The following is a 17353-nucleotide window of genomic DNA, read 5'->3' as shown; positions in this document are numbered from 1 at the left end:
CGTGCCGAAATTCCACCTCGCTCACCCACCTCGACTGTCCCGATCGCCACTGAACAGGGCAGAAGAACTGCGCCGAGACACCGCAACATTGACAGCGGGTTGGCCGACAGCTCGAATCCTGAACGTGGACGGCAGAGGCCGATTCCCGGTGGACGAGCACGGCCTGGTGCTCGGCTCCGCCGCGGACGTCGCCGCCGAGCCGACGGCCGATGCGGTCTTTCTCGGAATTCACGGCGATCGACACCTGTGGGCCAGGCGGGTCGAGGTGGTTGCAGGCACCCTCGGCGACCTGCGCACCGACGGTGATCGCCTCGACAGCGACGCGTTGTCGATGGTGACCGGAGCCCTCGCGATCCTCAACTGGCATGCGAGCGCACAGTTCAGTTCCCTCGACGGTGCGCCGTCAGTTCCGTCGAGCGCGGGGTGGTCGAGGACGAGCACGTCCACCGGTCACGAAGAGTTCCCTCGTACCGATCCGGCGGTGATCTGTCTGGTTCACGACGGTGGCGATCGAGTGCTGCTGGCCCGAGCACCTGCGTGGCCCGAGCGTCGATTCTCGGTGCTGGCGGGTTTCGTCGAGGCCGGTGAGTCGCTGGAAACCTGTGTGACTCGGGAGATCAGGGAAGAAGTGGGCCTCGACGTCTCCGACATCGAATATCTGGGCAGTCAGCCCTGGCCGTTTCCGCGTTCGGTGATGATCGGATTCTCCGCCGTCGCCGACCCGCAGCAACCGTTGCACTTTCAGGACGGCGAGATCGCCGAGGCCCACTGGTTCGACCGAGCAGAGGTGGTCGCAGCGCTCGAACTGGGTGACTGGGGATCGGATTCGACGTCACGGTTGCTGCTCCCAGGTTCGATCTCCATCGCGCGCGGAATGCTCGAGGCCTGGGCGGCGTCGGCCTGACGGTCGGTCAGAGCGACAGCGCGCGCTTGACCTCGGCCAGAGTGGGGTTCGTGGCCGTCGACCCATCGGCGAACAGCACGGTCGGCACCACATGGTTGCCGTTGTTCACGCTGCCGACGAAGTCGGCCGACTCCGGGTTCTGCTCGATGTCGATCTCGGCGTACTCGATTCCGGCCTGGTCGAGCTGGGTCTTGAGCCTGCGGCAGTAACCGCACCACGTGGTGGAGTAGACGGTCAGCGCGGCCGGGGTCTGTGGGGTGTTCTCGGTAGTGGTCACGCCAACAGTCAACAGGAGCGCCGACGCGATTGTTCCGGCCGACACCCGCATCGGCCGTCGGACACCCGGTTCGGCCCCGGGTGGAGCTGTCGGTAGGCACTGACACAATGGACCTCATGGCTGACGACGCGATGACCGCCGGACTCGATCCGGAGCAATCCGCGGCAGTGTTGGCTCCCCGCGGCCCGGTCTGCGTCCTGGCGGGTGCGGGCACAGGAAAGACTCGCACGATCACCCGACGCATCGCGCACCTCGTCTCGGCGGGGCACGTGTCCTCGGGGCAGGTGCTCGCAGTGACGTTCACTGCGCGCGCGGCCGGCGAGATGCGCGGTCGCTTGCGTGAGCTCGGTGTCGGGGGAGACGGCCCTCCGGTGCAGGCTCGGACGTTCCACGCCGCGGCCATGCGTCAGCTCAAGTATTTCTGGCCGCAGGTGGTCGGCGACACCGGATGGCAGCTTCTCGATCGCAAGTTCACCGTCGTCTCGCAGGCGGCCAACCGCGCCGGGGTGTCCACGTCGACCGACGCCATCCGGGATCTCGCGGGAGAAATCGAATGGGCCAAGGGATCGTTGATCGCACCCGAGGACTATCCGCGCATCGCGGCGAGCAATCGCCGTGACGTTCCGATGGACGCGACCAAGGTCGCCGCCGTGTACGCCGGCTACGAGGAACTCAAGTCACGCGGCGGCGACGGGATGTTGCTCGACTTCGACGACCTTCTGCTGCACACGGCCGCCGCGCTCGAAGAACATTCATCGGTGGCCGACGAGTTCCGCGAGCGCTACCGCTGCTTCGTCGTCGACGAGTACCAGGACGTGACGCCGTTGCAGCAGCGGGTGCTCGACGCCTGGGTGGGCGAGCGTGACGATCTCACCGTCGTCGGTGACGCGAACCAGACCATCTATTCCTTCACCGGCGCATCTCCGCGGTACCTCCTCGACTTCTCACGGAAGTACCCCGAGGCCACCGTGGTTCGGCTCGAGCGCGACTACCGTTCGACGCCCGAGGTGGTGTCGCTGGCGAACCGCGTCATCGGAGCCGCCCGCGGTCGCATCGCCGGCACCCGACTGCAGTTGATCGGTCAGCGCGAGCCGGGTCCGGAACCGGAGTTCTTCGAGTACGACGACGAGCCGGCGGAAGCGGACGGCGTGGCGCGAGCGATCAAGAGGTTGATCTCGAAGGGCGTGGAACCGGCCGAGATCGCGATCCTCTACCGCATCAACGCTCAGTCCGAGGCACACGAACAGGCGTTGACCGAGCTGAAGATCCCCTACCAGGTGCGCGGCGGTGAAGGGTTCTTCACCCGACCCGAGGTGCGGCAGGGTGTCAACGCGTTGCGGCAGGTAGGCGGTCGCGACGATCTGCCCGACGGCGCGCAGGCGGGCGAGGGGCTACCGGCTCTGGTGCGAGCGGTGTTGGCTCCGCTCGGCCTGACTGCCACCGAGCCGACGGGTGCGCAGGCCCGCGAGAAGTGGGCATCGTTGGGTGGTCTGGTGCAGCTCACCGAGGAGCTGCTGGTGCACGAGCCCGACCTGACCCTCGACAAACTGCTGGGCGAGCTCGCAGCACGCGCCGAGGCTCGGCATCCACCGACGGTGCAGGGCGTCACGCTCGCCTCGCTGCACGCGGCGAAGGGACTCGAGTGGGACGCGGTGTTCATCGTCGGTCTCGCCGACGGCACTCTGCCGATCTCGCACGCGATCGGCAACGACCCCAGCGCCAACAACGAGGCAGCCGTCGAGGAGGAGCGCAGGCTGCTCTACGTCGGTGTCACGCGCGCCCGTGTCCACTTGCATCTGTCCTGGGCACTCGCCCGCAACGAGGGCGGACGCAAATCACGGCGACGGTCGAGGTTTCTCAACGGTCTGATTCCCGAGGACTCACCCGCGTCGCGTATCGCCGCGCCTGCTGCCAAGAAGTCCGGTCCCAAGTGCCGGTTGTGCGGCAAGCCGTTGATCGGCACGTCCGCGACCATGCTCGGTCGGTGCGACAGTTGTCCGTCGAACGTCGACATCGCCCTGCTCGATGCGCTGAAGTCGTGGCGATTGGACAAGTCCCGCGAACTGAAGGTGCCCGCGTACGTGGTCTTCAGCGACAACACGCTGACGGCCATCGCGGAGCAGCAACCGCAGGACGAGCGTGGGCTGGTGGCGATTCCGGGAATAGGGGCCAAGAAACTGGAGCGGTTCGGCGAAGAGGTCCTCACCGTCGTGCGGGCCTCGGACGCGTGACGCAGAGGGTGAGAATTTCCGCGAAACCGCAGGTAGAAAATAACTTGTGCAGATATCGGCGGGGGGCTTAGTCTGTTTCACGTGCCGCGGGAGATCGCGCACTGTCCCATCCGCCGACGAGACCAGAACAGGAGCTGAAGAAAATGATCAACACATTGCACGCCGCCGTTGCCCACGCAACCGTCGCGTTCAGCCCTGTCCTCGGCACGGCACCCTTCGGAGTTGCCCCCCTCGGCACTCATGCCGCCGCCGCAGGCTCTGTTGCGCAGACGTGGATTCGTTCCTCCGCTTTCGGCCCCATCGACGAGTCCGCATACGCGGCCTCGGGTTCGAATTCCGCCCAGGTCGCCCTGGCACCAGGAGCGAAAGCCGTTGCTCAGGCAGCCCGACGTCACCGCGCACCACGTGCGTCCGTGCTCGACAGCAGACACCGACTTCACTGTCGGTAGACGCTTCGACAAGCCCCACCAGGCCACGGACCCGCACTCGCGGACCGTGGCCTTTCTCGTTCAGGTAGTTCCTCTATCCGAGCGTGAGGCCGACAGGTTCGCATCACCCCTCGAACCGATAACGACGCCGCACGAAAAGTAGAGGAGACCGACGTGTCAACCGCCACGATCCGGACGACATGCCGACCAGAGTCCGAGAGTGCCTACGCTGCACAGTATTCGACCGAATCGGTCGAGCTGGCTCTGTCGGTGCCCTGCCGAGCGGCGAACCCCGACATGTGGTTCGCCGACACCCCTGCCGAACTCGAGCAGGCGAAGGCGCTGTGCGCCGAGTGCCCCATCCGGCGTACCTGCCTGAGCGCGGCCCTCGACCGAGCCGAGCCGTGGGGCGTGTGGGGCGGTGAGATCCTCGAGCAGGGTGTCGTCATCGCCCGCAAGCGACCCCGAGGACGGCCGCGGAAGAACGCAGCATGATGTCCGAGACCGGTGCCCGGTTTCGCCGAACGAATCAGTCGGCGAAGCCGGGCAGCCACTCGGTGAGAATGGCCATGTACGGCGCGTAGGCGTCCAATTGCGCGCAGATACCGACCAGCCCGCCGAGCACTCGGAAGATCATCACGTACTCGGCAGGCATGTTCAACGCGCGAACGGTGCGGAACTGCGCACTGTTGAAATCCGCGGCGGTGCCAGCAGCCTTCTGCAACCAGGCCCTGGTGAAGTGGAACGATTCGGTGTGAATCGGATCGGTGAACGGACGTAGATAGTCCTCGATCTCCTTCTGCGTCACCGTTCGGCCCGGCACCACGAAGCCGCTCTCGGTGAACAACACCACGAGTTCGTCGAACTTTTCGTCACGCGCGAGCGAGACCATTCTGCCGAGAACCGGAGGGAGGCCGTCGGGCATCGGAGCGCAGGCACCGAAATCGATGACGCCCATGCGTCCGTCCTCGAGCATCATGAAGTTGCCCGGATGGGGATCGGCGTGCAACAACTTCGCCCGCGCCGGAGAGACGAATGCGAACAGTGCGAGCAGTTCGCCCGCCCGATTGCGTTCCTCGGCCGTTCCGTTCGCGATCACATCGGCCAGCGGCCGACCCGTCATCCATTCGCTGACAACCACTTTGGGTGCACTGGCGACGATCTTGGGAATGGCGAACTGTGGATCGCCCGCAAATTCCTTGCTGAAGGCACGTTGATTCGCCGCCTCGATGCGGTAGTCGAGCTCGTCCTCGGTGCGAGCGGTCAATTCCTCGAGCACCGGCTTGACGTCCGTGCCTGCGAGCACCGTGCTGAACAGGTTCGCGAACCTGTTCAGCGTCTTGAGGTCGGAGCGCAATGCGTCGTCCGCGCCGGGGTACTGGATCTTCACCGCGACATCGCGTCCATCCGACCACGTAGCTCGGTGCACCTGTCCGATGCTGGCCGAGGCGATCGCAGTGTCGTCGAAATCGAGAAAACGCGACCGCCACGCAGTTCCGAGCTGTTGGTCCAACACCCGATGCACGGTCTTCGCGGGCATGGGCGGTCCCTGCGCCTGCAGCTTGGTCAGCGCCTCGCGGTACGGCTCCGAGAACTCCTCCGGAACGGCCGCTTCCATCACCGAGAGCATCTGCCCGAGCTTCATGGCACCGCCCTTGAGTTCCCCGAGGACGGAGAAGAGCTGTTCTGCTGCTTTGGCGGCCATGTCCGCGTCGATTTCGTCGCGATTGCCGCCGGCGAGCTTCTTGCCGAACCCGACGGCAGCACGACCGGCCATTCCGAGGGGAATGCTGGCCAGTTTTGCAGTACGAGTCGATCCACGGCGCGGTATGTCAGACACAGCTCCATCATGGCTGAACCTTCCGACAATTGCTCGGACCGCCCCGCACCGACCGCTGTCGGTCGAGGTGAACTCGCGTTCGGTGCGTTTCGTCAGTGCCAGCAATCGCAGTGCGGATGCTTGGACCACAGCCGTTTGTGCACGGTGGTTCCGGCTGCCGCGAAGTCCAGCTCCATGGTGCAGTCGGCGGTCTCGGGGAGCGCGGCGTCGGAACGGCCGATGAGGTTCTCCAACTGAGCGAACGCGAACGCTGCCGTGGCCATCACCGTCGCGCTGCTGGCTTGGCCGACCGTGCCGAGCAGTTGAGCGGACAGATGTGGCCACTCGGGCTCGAAGTCGCAGCGCGTCAGATCGGCACACCGCAGGCAACTGGTCCGACCGGGCACCACGAAAGGACCGACTATCCCCTTGCCGTCTCGTAGCCGCACCTGCAGATGTGGGGTGCGCAGGCGCACCAGATCGGTCACCAATCGAGGTTCGGCAACCAGATCGTCGGCCAACACCACGACGTCGTAGTTCCAGGACTTCACCACCGAGTGCGGATAGCGCGTCGGAGTCAGACTCGTCCGACTCACCGTCACTCCGGTACGACTCAGACCGGAGGCCAACGCGTCGGAGATCGGGCCTCGCCCCACCAGGTGGACGGTCTTCACCGCCCCCGATCCGGCCTGCGAGGCACCCGGTGAGGCGTCGGACACCACCGGTTCGCTCGTGCCGTGCAGCAGCAACCCGGAATCCTCCAGTTCGCCGAGCATCGCCGATGTCCGATTGGCGGACATTCCCAATGTCATTGCGTGACAGACGATGTGCGGTCTGGAGTGGCCTGCGGCGAGGAGTCGGAGAATGTCGAGTATCGAGCCCGGCTCGGTGCCGGGAGGTGGAGTGACGACGACGCTGGTCTCGGGATTCCAACCCAACTGAACTTTGCCGTCTCGCCGCGGCAGAATTGCCACCGCAGGATCGAGTCGAACTGTCGGTGTGATCATGAAACACACTCTGGCAGCCCAGACCGCGAAGAACGCCCACTCGGAGCGCGTTATCCACAGGGTGGAAGGGCCTCCGAGCAGGCGTTCGACGAGCTGGATCGAAGCGGTGCGACACCGCCCGGGTCAGGTTGTGGATGAACCTCTGTCGGGACCGTCGTCGGTGCCCTTGTCGTCGTTCTCCGCAGCGCGCTCGGCGCGCTCTTCGGCCTCCTTGGCCTCCATTGCTTCGAGCTGCGCGATCGGGTCGTCGAAGTTCGATGTTCCACCACCGACCACTCGGTCGATGAACGCCGCGGGATTGTCGAGATCCGACGAGTCGGGCAGCAGATCGGGGTGTGCCCACACGCCGTCACGCCCCTCGATGTCGGCGGCGGCGAGGAGCTGACGCCACAGATCGGCTGCCTCGCGGACCTTGCGGGGGCGCAGTTCGAGGCCGACCAGCGTCGCGAAGGTCTGTTCGGCCGGGCCTCCCGACGCCCTGCGGCGACGGATGGTTTCGCCGAGCGCGACGGCACCGGGCAGACGGTCGCCGAGAGCGGCCGCCACCACCGTTTCGACCCATCCTTCGACCAGGGCGAGCAGTGTCTCCAGACGCTCGAGTGCGTGCTTCTGCTCCGGCGTCGTCTGGGGCTCGAAGGCACCCTGCTGCAGGATCGCCTCGATCTTCGACGGATCGGTCAGCGCGGACGGGTCGAGTCCTGCGGCGGCCTCCTCGATGGCCGAGAAGTCCATCCTGATGCCGCGGGCGTACTCCTCGACGGTGGCCAGAACCCGCTGTCGCAACCACGGGACGTGGCTGTAGAGCCGCTGATGGGCGGCTTCACGAGCGGCGAGGAACACCAACACCTCACGGTCGGGCTGCTCGAGCCCCTCACTGAACGACGCGATGGCCGACGGCAACAACGCCGCCGTCCCCGACGGTCCGAGGGGCAGGCCGATGTCCGTGGACGTCAGCACCTCCTTGGACAGCTGGCCGAGAGCTTGGCCGAGCTGCGAGCCGAACGCCATCCCGCCCATCTGCGTCAGCATGCCCATCATCGGCCCGGCCATCTGCTGGGCCTCGGCGGGCAGTCCGGATGTCCACATCCCCGAAATCTGCTCGGCGACGGGGTCGCACAGGCGCTTCCAGGTGCCGATCGTGTTGTCGAGCCAGTCGACCGGTGTCCAGGCAACGGTCTTCGTGGCACCGGCAGGCAGCGTCGTCGCCCCGTCCAGCCACAGCTCGGCGAGGTGCGCGGCGTCGGTGACGGCCTCCCGTTCGCCCGCCGACACCGGGCTGAAATCGCCCATCTGCTGGCGTGCCAGCTGCTTGGCCAGGTCGTAGTTCACCGGCCCCGAACCGGTTCCGCCCGCAGCTCCCATTCCGCTGAGCATCTGACCGAACTGGGTGAGCATCTGGCCCAGCTGTGCGGGGTCGAAGCCCTCCGCACCGAACCCGAAGCCGGCAGGGTTGCCGGAGCCGTCCGGATCCTTCTTCTTGTCCGGGTCGTCGTCGGGGGCACCGAAACCAAAATTGCTCATGACTCAACGGTACAAGCCCGGAGAACGGAGAGAGTGGTGGATCGTCACGCTGACGGCGAACAGTCGGACCCGTGCGAAGTCGGCACCGACGCACTCGGTAGGGGCGGTCTGCACCGTGGACTTCATTCGGATCTAGTGTCTACGGAGTGAACCGAAGGATCGCCACTCTCGTCGCTGCGCTGGTGCCCGTGGTGGTGCTGGGCGTCACCGGCTCGGTCGTCACCGTTCCCTTCGCCGCACTCGGCCCCGGACCGACGTACAACACTCTCGGCGACGTCGACGGGGTGCCCGTGGTGCAGATCGACGGAACCGAGGTCGACCCGACGGCGGGTCACTTGAACATGACGACCGTGGCCGTGCGTGATCAGCTCAATCTGTTCGAGGCTCTCGGCTTCTGGGCGAGCGGACGCCAAGGCCTGGTCCCGCGTGAAGAGGTCTATCCGCCGGACATGACGAAAGAAGAAGTGCAGGAGGGCAATCAGGCGGATTTCGAGCAGTCCGAATCCAGCGCCGAACTGGCTGCTCTGCACCATCTCGATCTCCCCGTGTCACTGGCGGTGGCCAGTGTGGCCGAGGACGGCCCCGCTGCAGGCGTGCTGAATGTGGGGGACACGCTGGTGTCGGTCGGCGGCACGCCCGTCGTGACTGCATCGGCCGTTCGTGAGGCCGTCAGTTCCAGAGCGCCGGGCGATTCTCTCGACATCGAGTACGTGCGAGACGGGTCGACGCAGACCAGCGCAGTGGTGCTCGGTGCTCGGCCCGACGATGCATCCCTCGGATACCTCGGAGTCACGCCCGAGGAGCAGCCGGACGTGCCGTTCGACGTGAAGTTCAACCTCGCCGACGTCGGCGGTCCGTCGGCCGGACTGATGTTCAGCCTCGCCGTGGTCGACAAGCTCAGTCCCGGTGAGCTGAGCAACGGTGAGTTCGTCGCGGGCACCGGAACGATCGACGCTGACGGTACCGTCGGGCCGATCGGCGGCATTCCCTACAAGCTGATCGCGGCTCGCGAAGCGGGTGCCACCACATTCCTGGTGCCGGACGCCAACTGTGGTGAAGCCGAACAGAACGTTCCCGACGGACTGCGTCTGGTGCGCGTCGAATCGTTGGACAGTGCTGTCGACGCTCTGCAGGCGATCGGCTCCGGCGGCGACGCGCCGTCCTGCAGCTGACCGGGCCCTGCCGCTAGTCGTCGTCGACGACGTCGAACGTTGCGTAGAGGCCGTGCACGACGTTGGGGGCCAGATCCTCGGCGATGCGAAGGTCGATGGGCGCGAAGGGATCGGCGTCCTCGTCCGGGTGCAACTGCAGCAACGTCAGGGACGGGCCGTCCTTGAGCACCGCGACGATCAACCGAGCATCCCGTTTCTCGGGATGGTTCTCGGCGGCCGAGCGTGCGGCTTCGTCGGCTGCATCGGGATCTGCGAGCAACGGCATCAAGGCATCGTCGAGGGTCGATTCGGCAGTCGGTGGAAGCACGACTATCTCCTGAACCAGGGCGCATCCGACCACACCCTCGGGCCACGTGGAGGTGGCGAGGAACTCGTCCAGTGCGGGGGAGCCGCCGGTGATGTCCTCGGGCAGCGAGTGCTGCTGGATCGGCGTCAGTGCGGCACCGCCGGCGAGATCGTCGAGCAGGCCGGGCTCGGCCGCGGCGAGCGCTGCGGTCGGCACCAACGCGAACATCTGCGGGGCCTGGTGCCATCCGCCCGCGTCGACGAAATCCGCGACCTCGCGGGCACATCGAGCCAGAGCCTCCGCCACGTCCTGCCCACCCGACTCCGGGTCGAACTCGCTTCCTAAATCGTCTCTGCCGGGCAGTCCGTTGCTGTCGTTGCTCACCGCACTATCCTCGCATTCCGATGGTTCTGTTCGACGCGACGCTCCTGACCTGGGGTCGGCAGTGGCCGCAGTACGGTTGTCGCAGCCGTAGGATCAACGTACGTACAGTAGGGCGAAACGGACATGCGGTGCACACTGAGTGCATCGCCGAAGTCATCTGCGGTGCCGATCGGCGCCGCCCGAAGTTGGAGTGTGGCACGTGGGCATGAGGCCCCCCACCGGTATGCCGTCCTTGTCGCGGCGAAGCCGGATCTTGCTCGTATTGGCCTTGGTGGCAGCAGGTTTGCTACTCATCGGTCCCCGTCTGATCGACGTGTACACCAATTGGCTGTGGTTCGGCGAAGTCGACTTCCGTGGCGTGTACACCACCACTCTGCTGACGCGGTTGGTGATCTTCCTCGTCGTTTCCCTCGTCGTCGGACTCATCGTTTTCGCGGCACTGCTGTTGGCGTACCGCAATCGGCCGGTGTTCGTTCCGGTCGCCGGTCCCAACGATCCGATCGCGCGGTACCGCACCACGGTGATGAGCCGTCTGCGCCTGTTCGGCATCGGAATTCCGGTGGTGTTCGGTTTCCTCTCCGGCATGATCGCCCAGACCAACTGGGTGACGGTCCAGCTGTTCCTGCACGGCGGGGACTTCGGGATGACCGATCCACAGTTCAATCTCGACGTCGGGTTCTACTCGTTCGATCTGCCGTTCTACCGATTCATCCTGAACTGGCTCTTCGTCGCCGTCCTGGTCGCGTTCTTCGCGAACTTGGTGACGCAGTACGTATTCGGCGGAATCCGGCTCGCCGGACGTGAGGGAGCCCTCACTCGCGCAGCGCGGATCCAGCTCGCCGTCCTGGCGGGCAGCTTCGTTCTGCTCAAGGCCGTGGCGTACTGGTTCGACCGCTACACCCTGCTGTCGAGCAGTCGGAAAGAACCGACGTTCACCGGTGCCAGCTTCACCGACATCAATGCGGTGTTGCCGGCCAAACTGATCCTGCTCGCGATCGCCGTGATCTGTGCCATCGCGTTCTTCGCAGCGATCTTCCTGCGTGATCTTCGAATTCCGGCGTTGGCCACTGCGCTGCTGGTGCTCTCGTCGATCCTGATCGGTGCCGTCTGGCCGATGGTGATGGAGCAGTTCTCGGTGCGCCCGAACGCGGCGGACAAGGAGAGCACGTACATCGAGCGGAACATCGCGGCCACCAGAGCCGCGTACGGACTGACCGACGACGTGGTCACTTATCGGAACTACTCCGGTGAGGCGGCGTTGAGCCCCGGCGAGGTGGCGTCGGAGTCGGCCACGATGTCTAACATCCGTCTGCTCGACCCGAACATCCTCGCGCCCACGTTCACCCAGCAGCGTCAGATCCGTAACTTCTACGGATTCCCCGACACTCTGGCCGTCGACCGGTACCCCGATGCCGACGGCAACCTGCGCGACTATGTCGTTGCTGCCCGTGAGATCTCACCGCAGACCCTCGACGCGAACCAGCGAGACTGGATCAACCGCCACACCGTGTTCACGCACGGCAACGGTTTCGTCGCAGCGCCGGCCAACTCCGTCGACGAGGCCGTCGCCGACGAATCCAGCGGCGGGCGCGGCGGTTACCCGAACTACCAGGTCAACTGGATCGAGAACGACTCCGAGGGCACCATCCGAAAGGACGGGCCCGGCGACCTGGACCAGCCGCGCATCTACTTCGGCCCGGTCATCGCGAACTCCGACGCGGACTACTCGATCGTCGGTTCCACCGGCGAGCCTCGCGAGTACGACACCGACAGCAAGAGCTATACCTACACCGGTGCAGCAGGTGTCGACGTCGGCAACTTCTTCAACCGGCTCGTCTTCGCCAGCAAGTACGCCGAGCGCAACATCCTGTTCTCGAGCGTGATCGGCGACGAGTCGAAGATTCTGTTCAACCGTGACCCCCGTGACCGCGTTCAGAAGGTCGCACCGTGGTTGACCACCGACGGATCGACCTACCCGGCGATCGTCGAGGGCAAACTCGTCTGGATCATCGACGGGTACACCACGCTGGACAACTTCCCGTACGCCCAGCGGATGTCGCTCGAGGACGCCACGGCCGACAGCATCGAGTCGACGACGACACGTGCGCTGCCGAGCCGAGAGGTGTCGTACATCCGAAACTCGGTGAAGGCCACCGTCGATGCCTACGACGGCACCGTCAAGCTCTACGAGCAGGACGAGAACGATCCCGTGCTCAAGGCCTGGGAAGGCGTGTTCCCGGGAACCGTCATCCCCAAGGACCAGGTGTCCGACGAGCTTCGTGATCACTTCCGTTACCCGGAAGATCTGTTCAAGGTTCAGCGTGAACTGCTGACCAAGTACCACGTCAACGATCCGCGAGAGTTCTTCACCAACAACGCGTTCTGGGAAGTTCCGACCGATCCGACCGCAGAGAACACCGCGGCCAAGCAGCCTCCGTACTACGTCGTCGCATCCGACATCTCCAACGAGGAGAATCAGGCGTCGTTCCAGCTGACCAGTGCGCTGGTCGGATATCGCCGAGAGGTGCTGGGCGCGTACGTCAGTGCGGATTCGGACCCGGAGAACTACGGCAAGATCACCGTGTTGCGATTGCCGACCGATACGTCGACTCAGGGTCCCAATCAGGTGCAGAACCAGATGACGACCACGACGGACGTATCCGAGAGTCTCGGCATCGTGCGCCGTGAGAACACCGTGGAGTTCGGCAACCTGCTGACACTTCCGGTCGGCAACGGTGGATTGATCTACGTGGAGCCGGTGTACGCCTCTCGAACCAACGAGGCGTCCGCTTATCCGCAGTTGATTCGAGTACTCGTCTCGTACGAGGGCCGCGTCGGGTACGCCGCGACACTGCCCGAGGCCATCGAGCAGGTGTTCGGAGCGGGTGCCGGACGCACGGTCACCGCACCCGGTGAGACCGACGGAAATACGCAGCCCGGCGCTGTTCCAGAAACCGCGCCGTCCGACGGTGGCACGCCTGCGGCAACTCCTGCCCCCGCCACCGGCGGTTCGGCGACGAGGGATGCTGCCGTTTCCGGTTTGAACGCTGCACTCTCCGCTGTGCGCTCTGCGCAGCAGAGCGGAAATCTGGCGGAACTCGGCACTGCGCTCGAGAACCTGCAGACCGCGGTCGACACGTACAACCGGGCCGGCAACTGATCGGGTCGGGTCAGGTCTGCTGACCCGAACCGGTCGATACGAGCGAAAGGGCCGCCTCACCGAATGGTGAGGCGGCCCTTCCGTCGTTCGTCACCTGCTCCCGCTTGAGATACCAGGCAACGTGAGAGGCAGTTCGACGAACTGCCGGGTGATCAGCGTCCGATGGGCGCGAGCACCGGGGCGTTCGCTGCAACGAGGTGCTGGAACTGAGTGCTCAGGCCGTACTGGTCGGCGAGCTTGGACGCCGCGTCGAACACGCCCTGTGCAGCCTGCGTGGCTGCTGCGGCCTCGGGGGCCACGACCGGTGCCGGTGCCGGTGCGGGAGCCGGCTGCGGAGCCGGTGCGGGAGCTGCCTCGGGCTCGGGAGTGGAGGCACCCTTGGTCAGTTGCTGACCGCACACGGGCCATGCGCCCGGTCCCTGACTCTGCAGGGTGTTCTCCGCGACGCGGATCTGCTCGGCCTTGGATGCGTTGGCCGGCGATCCGGTTCCGCCGTTGGCCGTCCAGGTGCTCTGCGAGAACTGCAGGCCACCGTAGTAGCCGTTTCCGGTGTTGATGCTCCAGTTGCCACCGCTCTCGCACTGTGCGACTGCGTCCCAGTTGTTCGAGGCTGCGTTGGCGGTTCCGGCTGAAACGCCGAGGGGGATTGCTACGGCGGCACCTGCGATGGCGACCAATCCGAGAGCGCGCTTGCCGAAATCGTTCTGTGTGGTCATGCGGGGTGAATCCTCTCCGCGCTCGACTGGCGCGACTGGCCTGCAATCACCTCGCCGGGATGTATGGCGTTCGTGACCAGGCACTTCGTATCGTCGCGGCTCTGCCCCCGTACGTATTGGGGACCACACCCGCGGGGCAGAGCGAAGGAAGCGGCGGGGTGGTGCAGGCCCAGCGGTTTAGGGCCGTCCGTGAAGGTAGTCGAGGATCTGCTCACCGTCACTGAGCCGGAATGGGACAGCCGTTGTCCACATACTGGGACTGGAGGGGGTATTTCGGCAGCTCAGGCCCGGTCGTGGCGCTATTGTTTCTACTTCGTAACCCGACCGTTATGTGACTCGAAACACGCACGAAAAGAGACGCGGAGCACTATTTCGAGCCGCCTGAACCGTGATAAGCGCGAGCCACAACCTGCCGCGGTGCACTTCGTCGAGTGGGTGACAGCGCTTGGAAGTCACGTGATTTGCATTGGCCGTACGCACGGTAGTAACTTCGTAGTTGCAACGCGGGGTGGAGCAGCTCGGTAGCTCGCTGGGCTCATAACCCAGAGGTCGCAGGTTCAAATCCTGTCCCCGCTACCACTGACGAAGACCCAGGACTTATGTCCTGGGTCTTTTTCGTATTCTCGTATGTGTAGGAACGGCCCGTTCGGCCCGAGGGCGAACGCGATACCGTCGAAAGGACGACTCGTGTGATTCTTCCCGCCGTCCGAGACCCTCGCCTCATCACCGTGCAGCGCGGCGGACTTCTGTCCGAAGACGACTATCGGAGCCTCGCGCTCTGGGCGGCCGAGTGTGCGGAACACGTCCTCCACTTGTTCGAGACGGTCCGACCCGTCGACCCGCGACCACGCGAGGCGATCGAGGCCACCCGTGCGTGGGTGCGCGGCGAACTCGCGATGATGGCCACCCGCGCCCTCGGTGGCCACGCCATGGGAGCAGCACGGCCGCTCGTCGGTTGCTCTCGCTTCGCCGCGTACGCCGCGGGCCAGGCAGCCTGCGTGGCTCACGTACCCGAACACGACCTCGGAGCAGCCGCCTACGCCATCAAGGCAGCGCGGGCGACTGCACCTGCAGGCCGAGAGACGAGTGCAGGCAGGAAAGAGCTCGAGTGGCAGCGTGACCGGCTTCCGAACAGCGTGCGCCGGCTGGTGTTGGAAGACCAGAAGAGAAGAAGCAGCATCTGTTGGTCCGTGTTCGACTGATCCCGGCTACCGGTCGGTGTGTTCGAGCATTTCGGACAGTGCCGCGACGGTGGACATCCCGCGTCGGGCACGGCCGTCGTCGTGTCGAGACCTGGTGCGCGACAGATGATTCCGATCGACGTCCACCGACCGATCGTGTGTCGTCGTGTTCCGGCCGTGACGACTGGGTACCGTCGGTTCAGTCCGAAACCTGCTCGCGGGCATCGTCACTGGTGACCGTGTCGGAATCCTCGCCGTCCTCGGAGGCGTCGGCGGTGAGGTCGACCGTGTCCACGCCCTCGAGTGCCGTCAACTCCTGTTCGGCCTCGGCGATGAGACCCTTCGCGTTCTCTTCGATCTTCTTGACCCACTCGGCCATGACGGTCACACCCTTCACTCGATTCCGTACCACCGGTCTACCAGATTTCCTCCCCGTAGGATCCGGCGTGTGCGAATACGAACCTCGCGTCTCGACCTCGACGAGCCGGCCGTCGCCGATCTCGATGAGTTGTACGCGATCTGCAGCGACCCGCAGTCGTGGACCCACTTTCCGAGCCTGCGGCACACCGATCCCGGCGTGACCGAACGAATGGTGCAGGGCTGGTCGGAGCAGTGGCAACGGGATGGATTGTCCACCTGGATCATTCGTGAGCGCGGCAGCCGCACGGTCAGTGGCTACGGCGGATGTTCGAAGCGCCGCAACGCCTTCTGGAATCTCGGCTATCGCCTCCATCCCGACGCGCAGGGCAACGGGTATGCCGCGGAGATGTGTGAGATCGCAGTCGAGTGCGCGCACCGAACCGAGCCCGAACTGCCGATCGTGGCATACCTGCTCGAACACAATGTCGCGTCGGCGCGGGTGGCCGAACGCGCAGGCCTGGAGTTGATCACCCGCGGACCCGACGTCGGCAATCCGGATGTCGACGCAATTCGCGTGGTGTACGCGGACCGTGCGTTGACGGCAGATCAGGTGGGCGCGGTTCTGTCGGCCTGACCGCGGCAGGTGCTCACTTCCGTGAGCCGACGTCGGAGCAGGCGTTTCTCCGGTGCGGTTCGGGCGAAATCCAACGCACGGCGATACTCCACCGCCGCCTCCTCGAACCTGTCGAGTCGTTGCAGCAGATCGGCTCTCGCCATGGGGTACGGATGATATCGGCGCAACGACGCCTCGTCGGCAAGCCGGTCGAGCTCTCGCAGACCGGGCTCGGGACCGTCGCACATCGCCAGTGCGACTGCCCTGTTCATCGCGACGATCGCATTCGGTGTCCGTGTCATGAGCACGTCGTACAGCGCAACGATCTGGGGCCAGTCCGTGTTGTCGGTGTCGGGTGATTCTGCATGCAGCGCAGCGATGGCCGCCTGCACGGCGTACGGACCGCCCCGGCCGCCGCTGAGGGCCTCGACCACGAGTTCCGTCCCTTCGGTGATGATCTCGGCGTTCCAGAGTCCACGGTCCTGATCTGCCAACAGCACGATGTCGCCATCCGAGTCGGTGCGAGCGTCGCTTCTGGCGTCGATGAGCAGCATCAACGCCAGCAGGCCTGCCACCTCGGGCTCGGTCGGCAGTGCGGTGTGGAGAAGTCGTCCCATACCGATGGCTTCGGTGACGAGATCGACTCGCCCGACACTCTCACCCGAGGTCGCCGAATAGCCCTCGGTGAAGATCGAATAGACCACCTCGAGCACCATCGGCACCCTGCCTGCCAGCTCGTCCGGGCCCGGGAGGCGAAACGGAATCCGTGCGGCTCGAATCTTGTTCTTGGCCCGCACAATTCGCTGCGCCGCCGTGGCCGGAGGGATGAGCAACGCACGGGCCACCTCGCCGGTACCGAGACCAGCCAAGCATCGAAGCGTCAACGCGAGTCGGTCACCGGCCGCAAGCGCCGGGTGTGCACACGTGAAGAACAACTGCAGCCGGTCGTCGGGCAGAGCATCGTCGAGCGAATTCGGGCTGCTCGGTTCGCTGCGATCCGTATCCGCCTGCAGCACTCCGACCTTGGCGGCCAGGTTTTGATCGCGGCGCAGCCGATCGACCGCTTTCCGGCGGGCAGTGGTGAGTAGCCACGCCCCCGGCCGTGACGGGACGCCATCGACCGGCCAGTGTTTCAGGGCCGATTCGATGGCGTCCGAGGTCACTTCCTCGGCGAGGTCGAGGTCGCGGTACCGCTGTACCAACGAGGCGAGCAGAATCGAGCGCTCGGCTCGGAAGATCGATTCGAGCGCTCGATGAACCCCCGACTCGTTCACCGAGGAATCCTGCATGGCGG

16 protein-coding genes and 1 tRNA gene are annotated in these 17353 nt (G+C 65.3%); 9 read left to right on the top strand and 8 right to left on the bottom strand.

From position 1 onward, the window contains the following. Position 1: 1 nt before the first annotated feature. Positions 2-904 carry an NAD(+) diphosphatase gene (gene nudC, locus NY08_RS07795; protein WP_032398312.1) on the top strand — a complete coding sequence of 301 codons (903 nt, stop codon included), beginning with the start codon at positions 2-4 and terminating at the stop codon, positions 902-904. A 7-nt stretch (positions 905-911) separates the two neighbouring features. Here the strand turns inward: nudC and NY08_RS07790 are convergent, their stop codons facing one another. Continuing rightward, complete coding sequence (locus NY08_RS07790; protein WP_032398313.1) at positions 912-1181, bottom strand: mycoredoxin; 270 nt, start codon at positions 1179-1181, stop codon at positions 912-914. A 116-nt stretch (positions 1182-1297) separates the two neighbouring features. Here NY08_RS07790 and NY08_RS07785 point away from each other — a divergent pair, with 116 nt between their 5' ends. The 3 genes from NY08_RS07785 (at position 1298) to NY08_RS07775 (ending at position 4335) form a co-directional block, all read left to right on the top strand. Then, the gene (locus NY08_RS07785) at positions 1298-3412 is read left to right on the top strand and encodes an ATP-dependent DNA helicase UvrD2 (protein WP_442970809.1); all 2115 of its coding nucleotides are present in this window, start codon (positions 1298-1300) and stop codon (positions 3410-3412) included. A gap of 143 nt (positions 3413-3555) precedes the next feature. Then, a complete protein-coding gene (locus NY08_RS07780) occupies positions 3556-3861 on the top strand; it encodes a hypothetical protein (RefSeq protein WP_032397689.1) in 306 nt (101 codons plus the stop codon). Positions 3862-4014: 153 nt separating this feature from the next. Then, positions 4015-4335 carry a WhiB family transcriptional regulator gene (locus tag NY08_RS07775; protein ID WP_037189857.1) on the top strand — a complete coding sequence of 107 codons (321 nt, stop codon included), beginning with the start codon at positions 4015-4017 and terminating at the stop codon, positions 4333-4335. 34 nt (positions 4336-4369) lie between these two features. Here NY08_RS07775 and NY08_RS07770 read toward each other — a convergent pair whose 3' ends face one another. The 3 genes from NY08_RS07770 to NY08_RS07760 form a co-directional block, all read right to left on the bottom strand. Next, the gene (locus NY08_RS07770) at positions 4370-5680 is read right to left on the bottom strand and encodes an ABC1 kinase family protein (RefSeq protein ID WP_032398314.1); all 1311 of its coding nucleotides are present in this window, start codon (positions 5678-5680) and stop codon (positions 4370-4372) included. A gap of 92 nt (positions 5681-5772) precedes the next feature. Next, positions 5773-6666 (bottom strand): hypothetical protein, encoded by an 894-nt coding sequence (locus tag NY08_RS07765; RefSeq protein ID WP_045199954.1) that lies wholly within the window; start codon positions 6664-6666, stop codon positions 5773-5775. Between the two features lie 123 nt (positions 6667-6789). After that, positions 6790-8187 carry a zinc-dependent metalloprotease gene (locus NY08_RS07760; protein ID WP_045195730.1) on the bottom strand — a complete coding sequence of 466 codons (1398 nt, stop codon included), beginning with the start codon at positions 8185-8187 and terminating at the stop codon, positions 6790-6792. 146 nt (positions 8188-8333) lie between these two features. On the opposite strand from NY08_RS07760, the gene NY08_RS07755 reads away from it, so the two are divergent. Further along, positions 8334-9359 (top strand): YlbL family protein, encoded by a 1026-nt coding sequence (locus tag NY08_RS07755; RefSeq protein WP_045195728.1) that lies wholly within the window; start codon positions 8334-8336, stop codon positions 9357-9359. Positions 9360-9372: 13 nt separating this feature from the next. Here NY08_RS07755 and NY08_RS07750 read toward each other — a convergent pair whose 3' ends face one another. Beyond that, complete coding sequence (locus tag NY08_RS07750; protein ID WP_200893208.1) at positions 9373-9951, bottom strand: PPA1309 family protein; 579 nt, start codon at positions 9949-9951, stop codon at positions 9373-9375. A 277-nt stretch (positions 9952-10228) separates the two neighbouring features. Here NY08_RS07750 and NY08_RS07745 point away from each other — a divergent pair, with 277 nt between their 5' ends. Next, a complete protein-coding gene (locus NY08_RS07745; RefSeq protein ID WP_176459168.1) occupies positions 10229-13189 on the top strand; it encodes a UPF0182 family protein in 2961 nt (986 codons plus the stop codon). Between the two features lie 152 nt (positions 13190-13341). Here NY08_RS07745 and NY08_RS07740 read toward each other — a convergent pair whose 3' ends face one another. Then, on the bottom strand, positions 13342-13905 hold the full coding sequence (locus NY08_RS07740; protein WP_045195722.1) for a transglycosylase family protein: 564 nt from the start codon (positions 13903-13905) through the stop codon (positions 13342-13344). Between the two features lie 502 nt (positions 13906-14407). Between NY08_RS07740 and NY08_RS07735 the strand changes: the two genes are divergently transcribed. Both NY08_RS07735 and NY08_RS07730 read left to right on the top strand, forming a co-directional pair. Beyond that, positions 14408-14484: transfer RNA gene (locus NY08_RS07735), tRNA-Met, on the top strand. 110 nt (positions 14485-14594) lie between these two features. After that, entirely contained in the window at positions 14595-15107 is a 513-nt protein-coding gene (locus NY08_RS07730) for a putative immunity protein (RefSeq protein ID WP_045195720.1), read from the top strand. Positions 15108-15285: 178 nt separating this feature from the next. Here the strand turns inward: NY08_RS07730 and NY08_RS07725 are convergent, their stop codons facing one another. After that, complete coding sequence (locus tag NY08_RS07725; protein WP_235387136.1) at positions 15286-15483, bottom strand: hypothetical protein; 198 nt, start codon at positions 15481-15483, stop codon at positions 15286-15288. 51 nt (positions 15484-15534) lie between these two features. Here NY08_RS07725 and NY08_RS07720 point away from each other — a divergent pair, with 51 nt between their 5' ends. After that, a complete protein-coding gene (locus NY08_RS07720) occupies positions 15535-16080 on the top strand; it encodes a GNAT family N-acetyltransferase (RefSeq protein WP_144407324.1) in 546 nt (181 codons plus the stop codon). Here the strand turns inward: NY08_RS07720 and NY08_RS07715 are convergent. Continuing rightward, entirely contained in the window at positions 16053-17348 is a 1296-nt protein-coding gene (locus NY08_RS07715) for an RNA polymerase sigma factor (RefSeq protein WP_045195716.1), read from the bottom strand. The two genes, NY08_RS07720 and NY08_RS07715, sit on opposite strands and share 28 nt — an antisense overlap. Positions 17349-17353 lie beyond the last annotated feature (5 nt).

It is taken from the genome of Rhodococcus sp. B7740 (assembly GCF_000954115.1).
Lineage (GTDB): Bacteria > Actinomycetota > Actinomycetes > Mycobacteriales > Mycobacteriaceae > Rhodococcoides.
The sequence above is the reverse complement of the archived record's forward strand: the minus strand, read 5'-3'. Positions and strand labels throughout refer to the sequence as shown.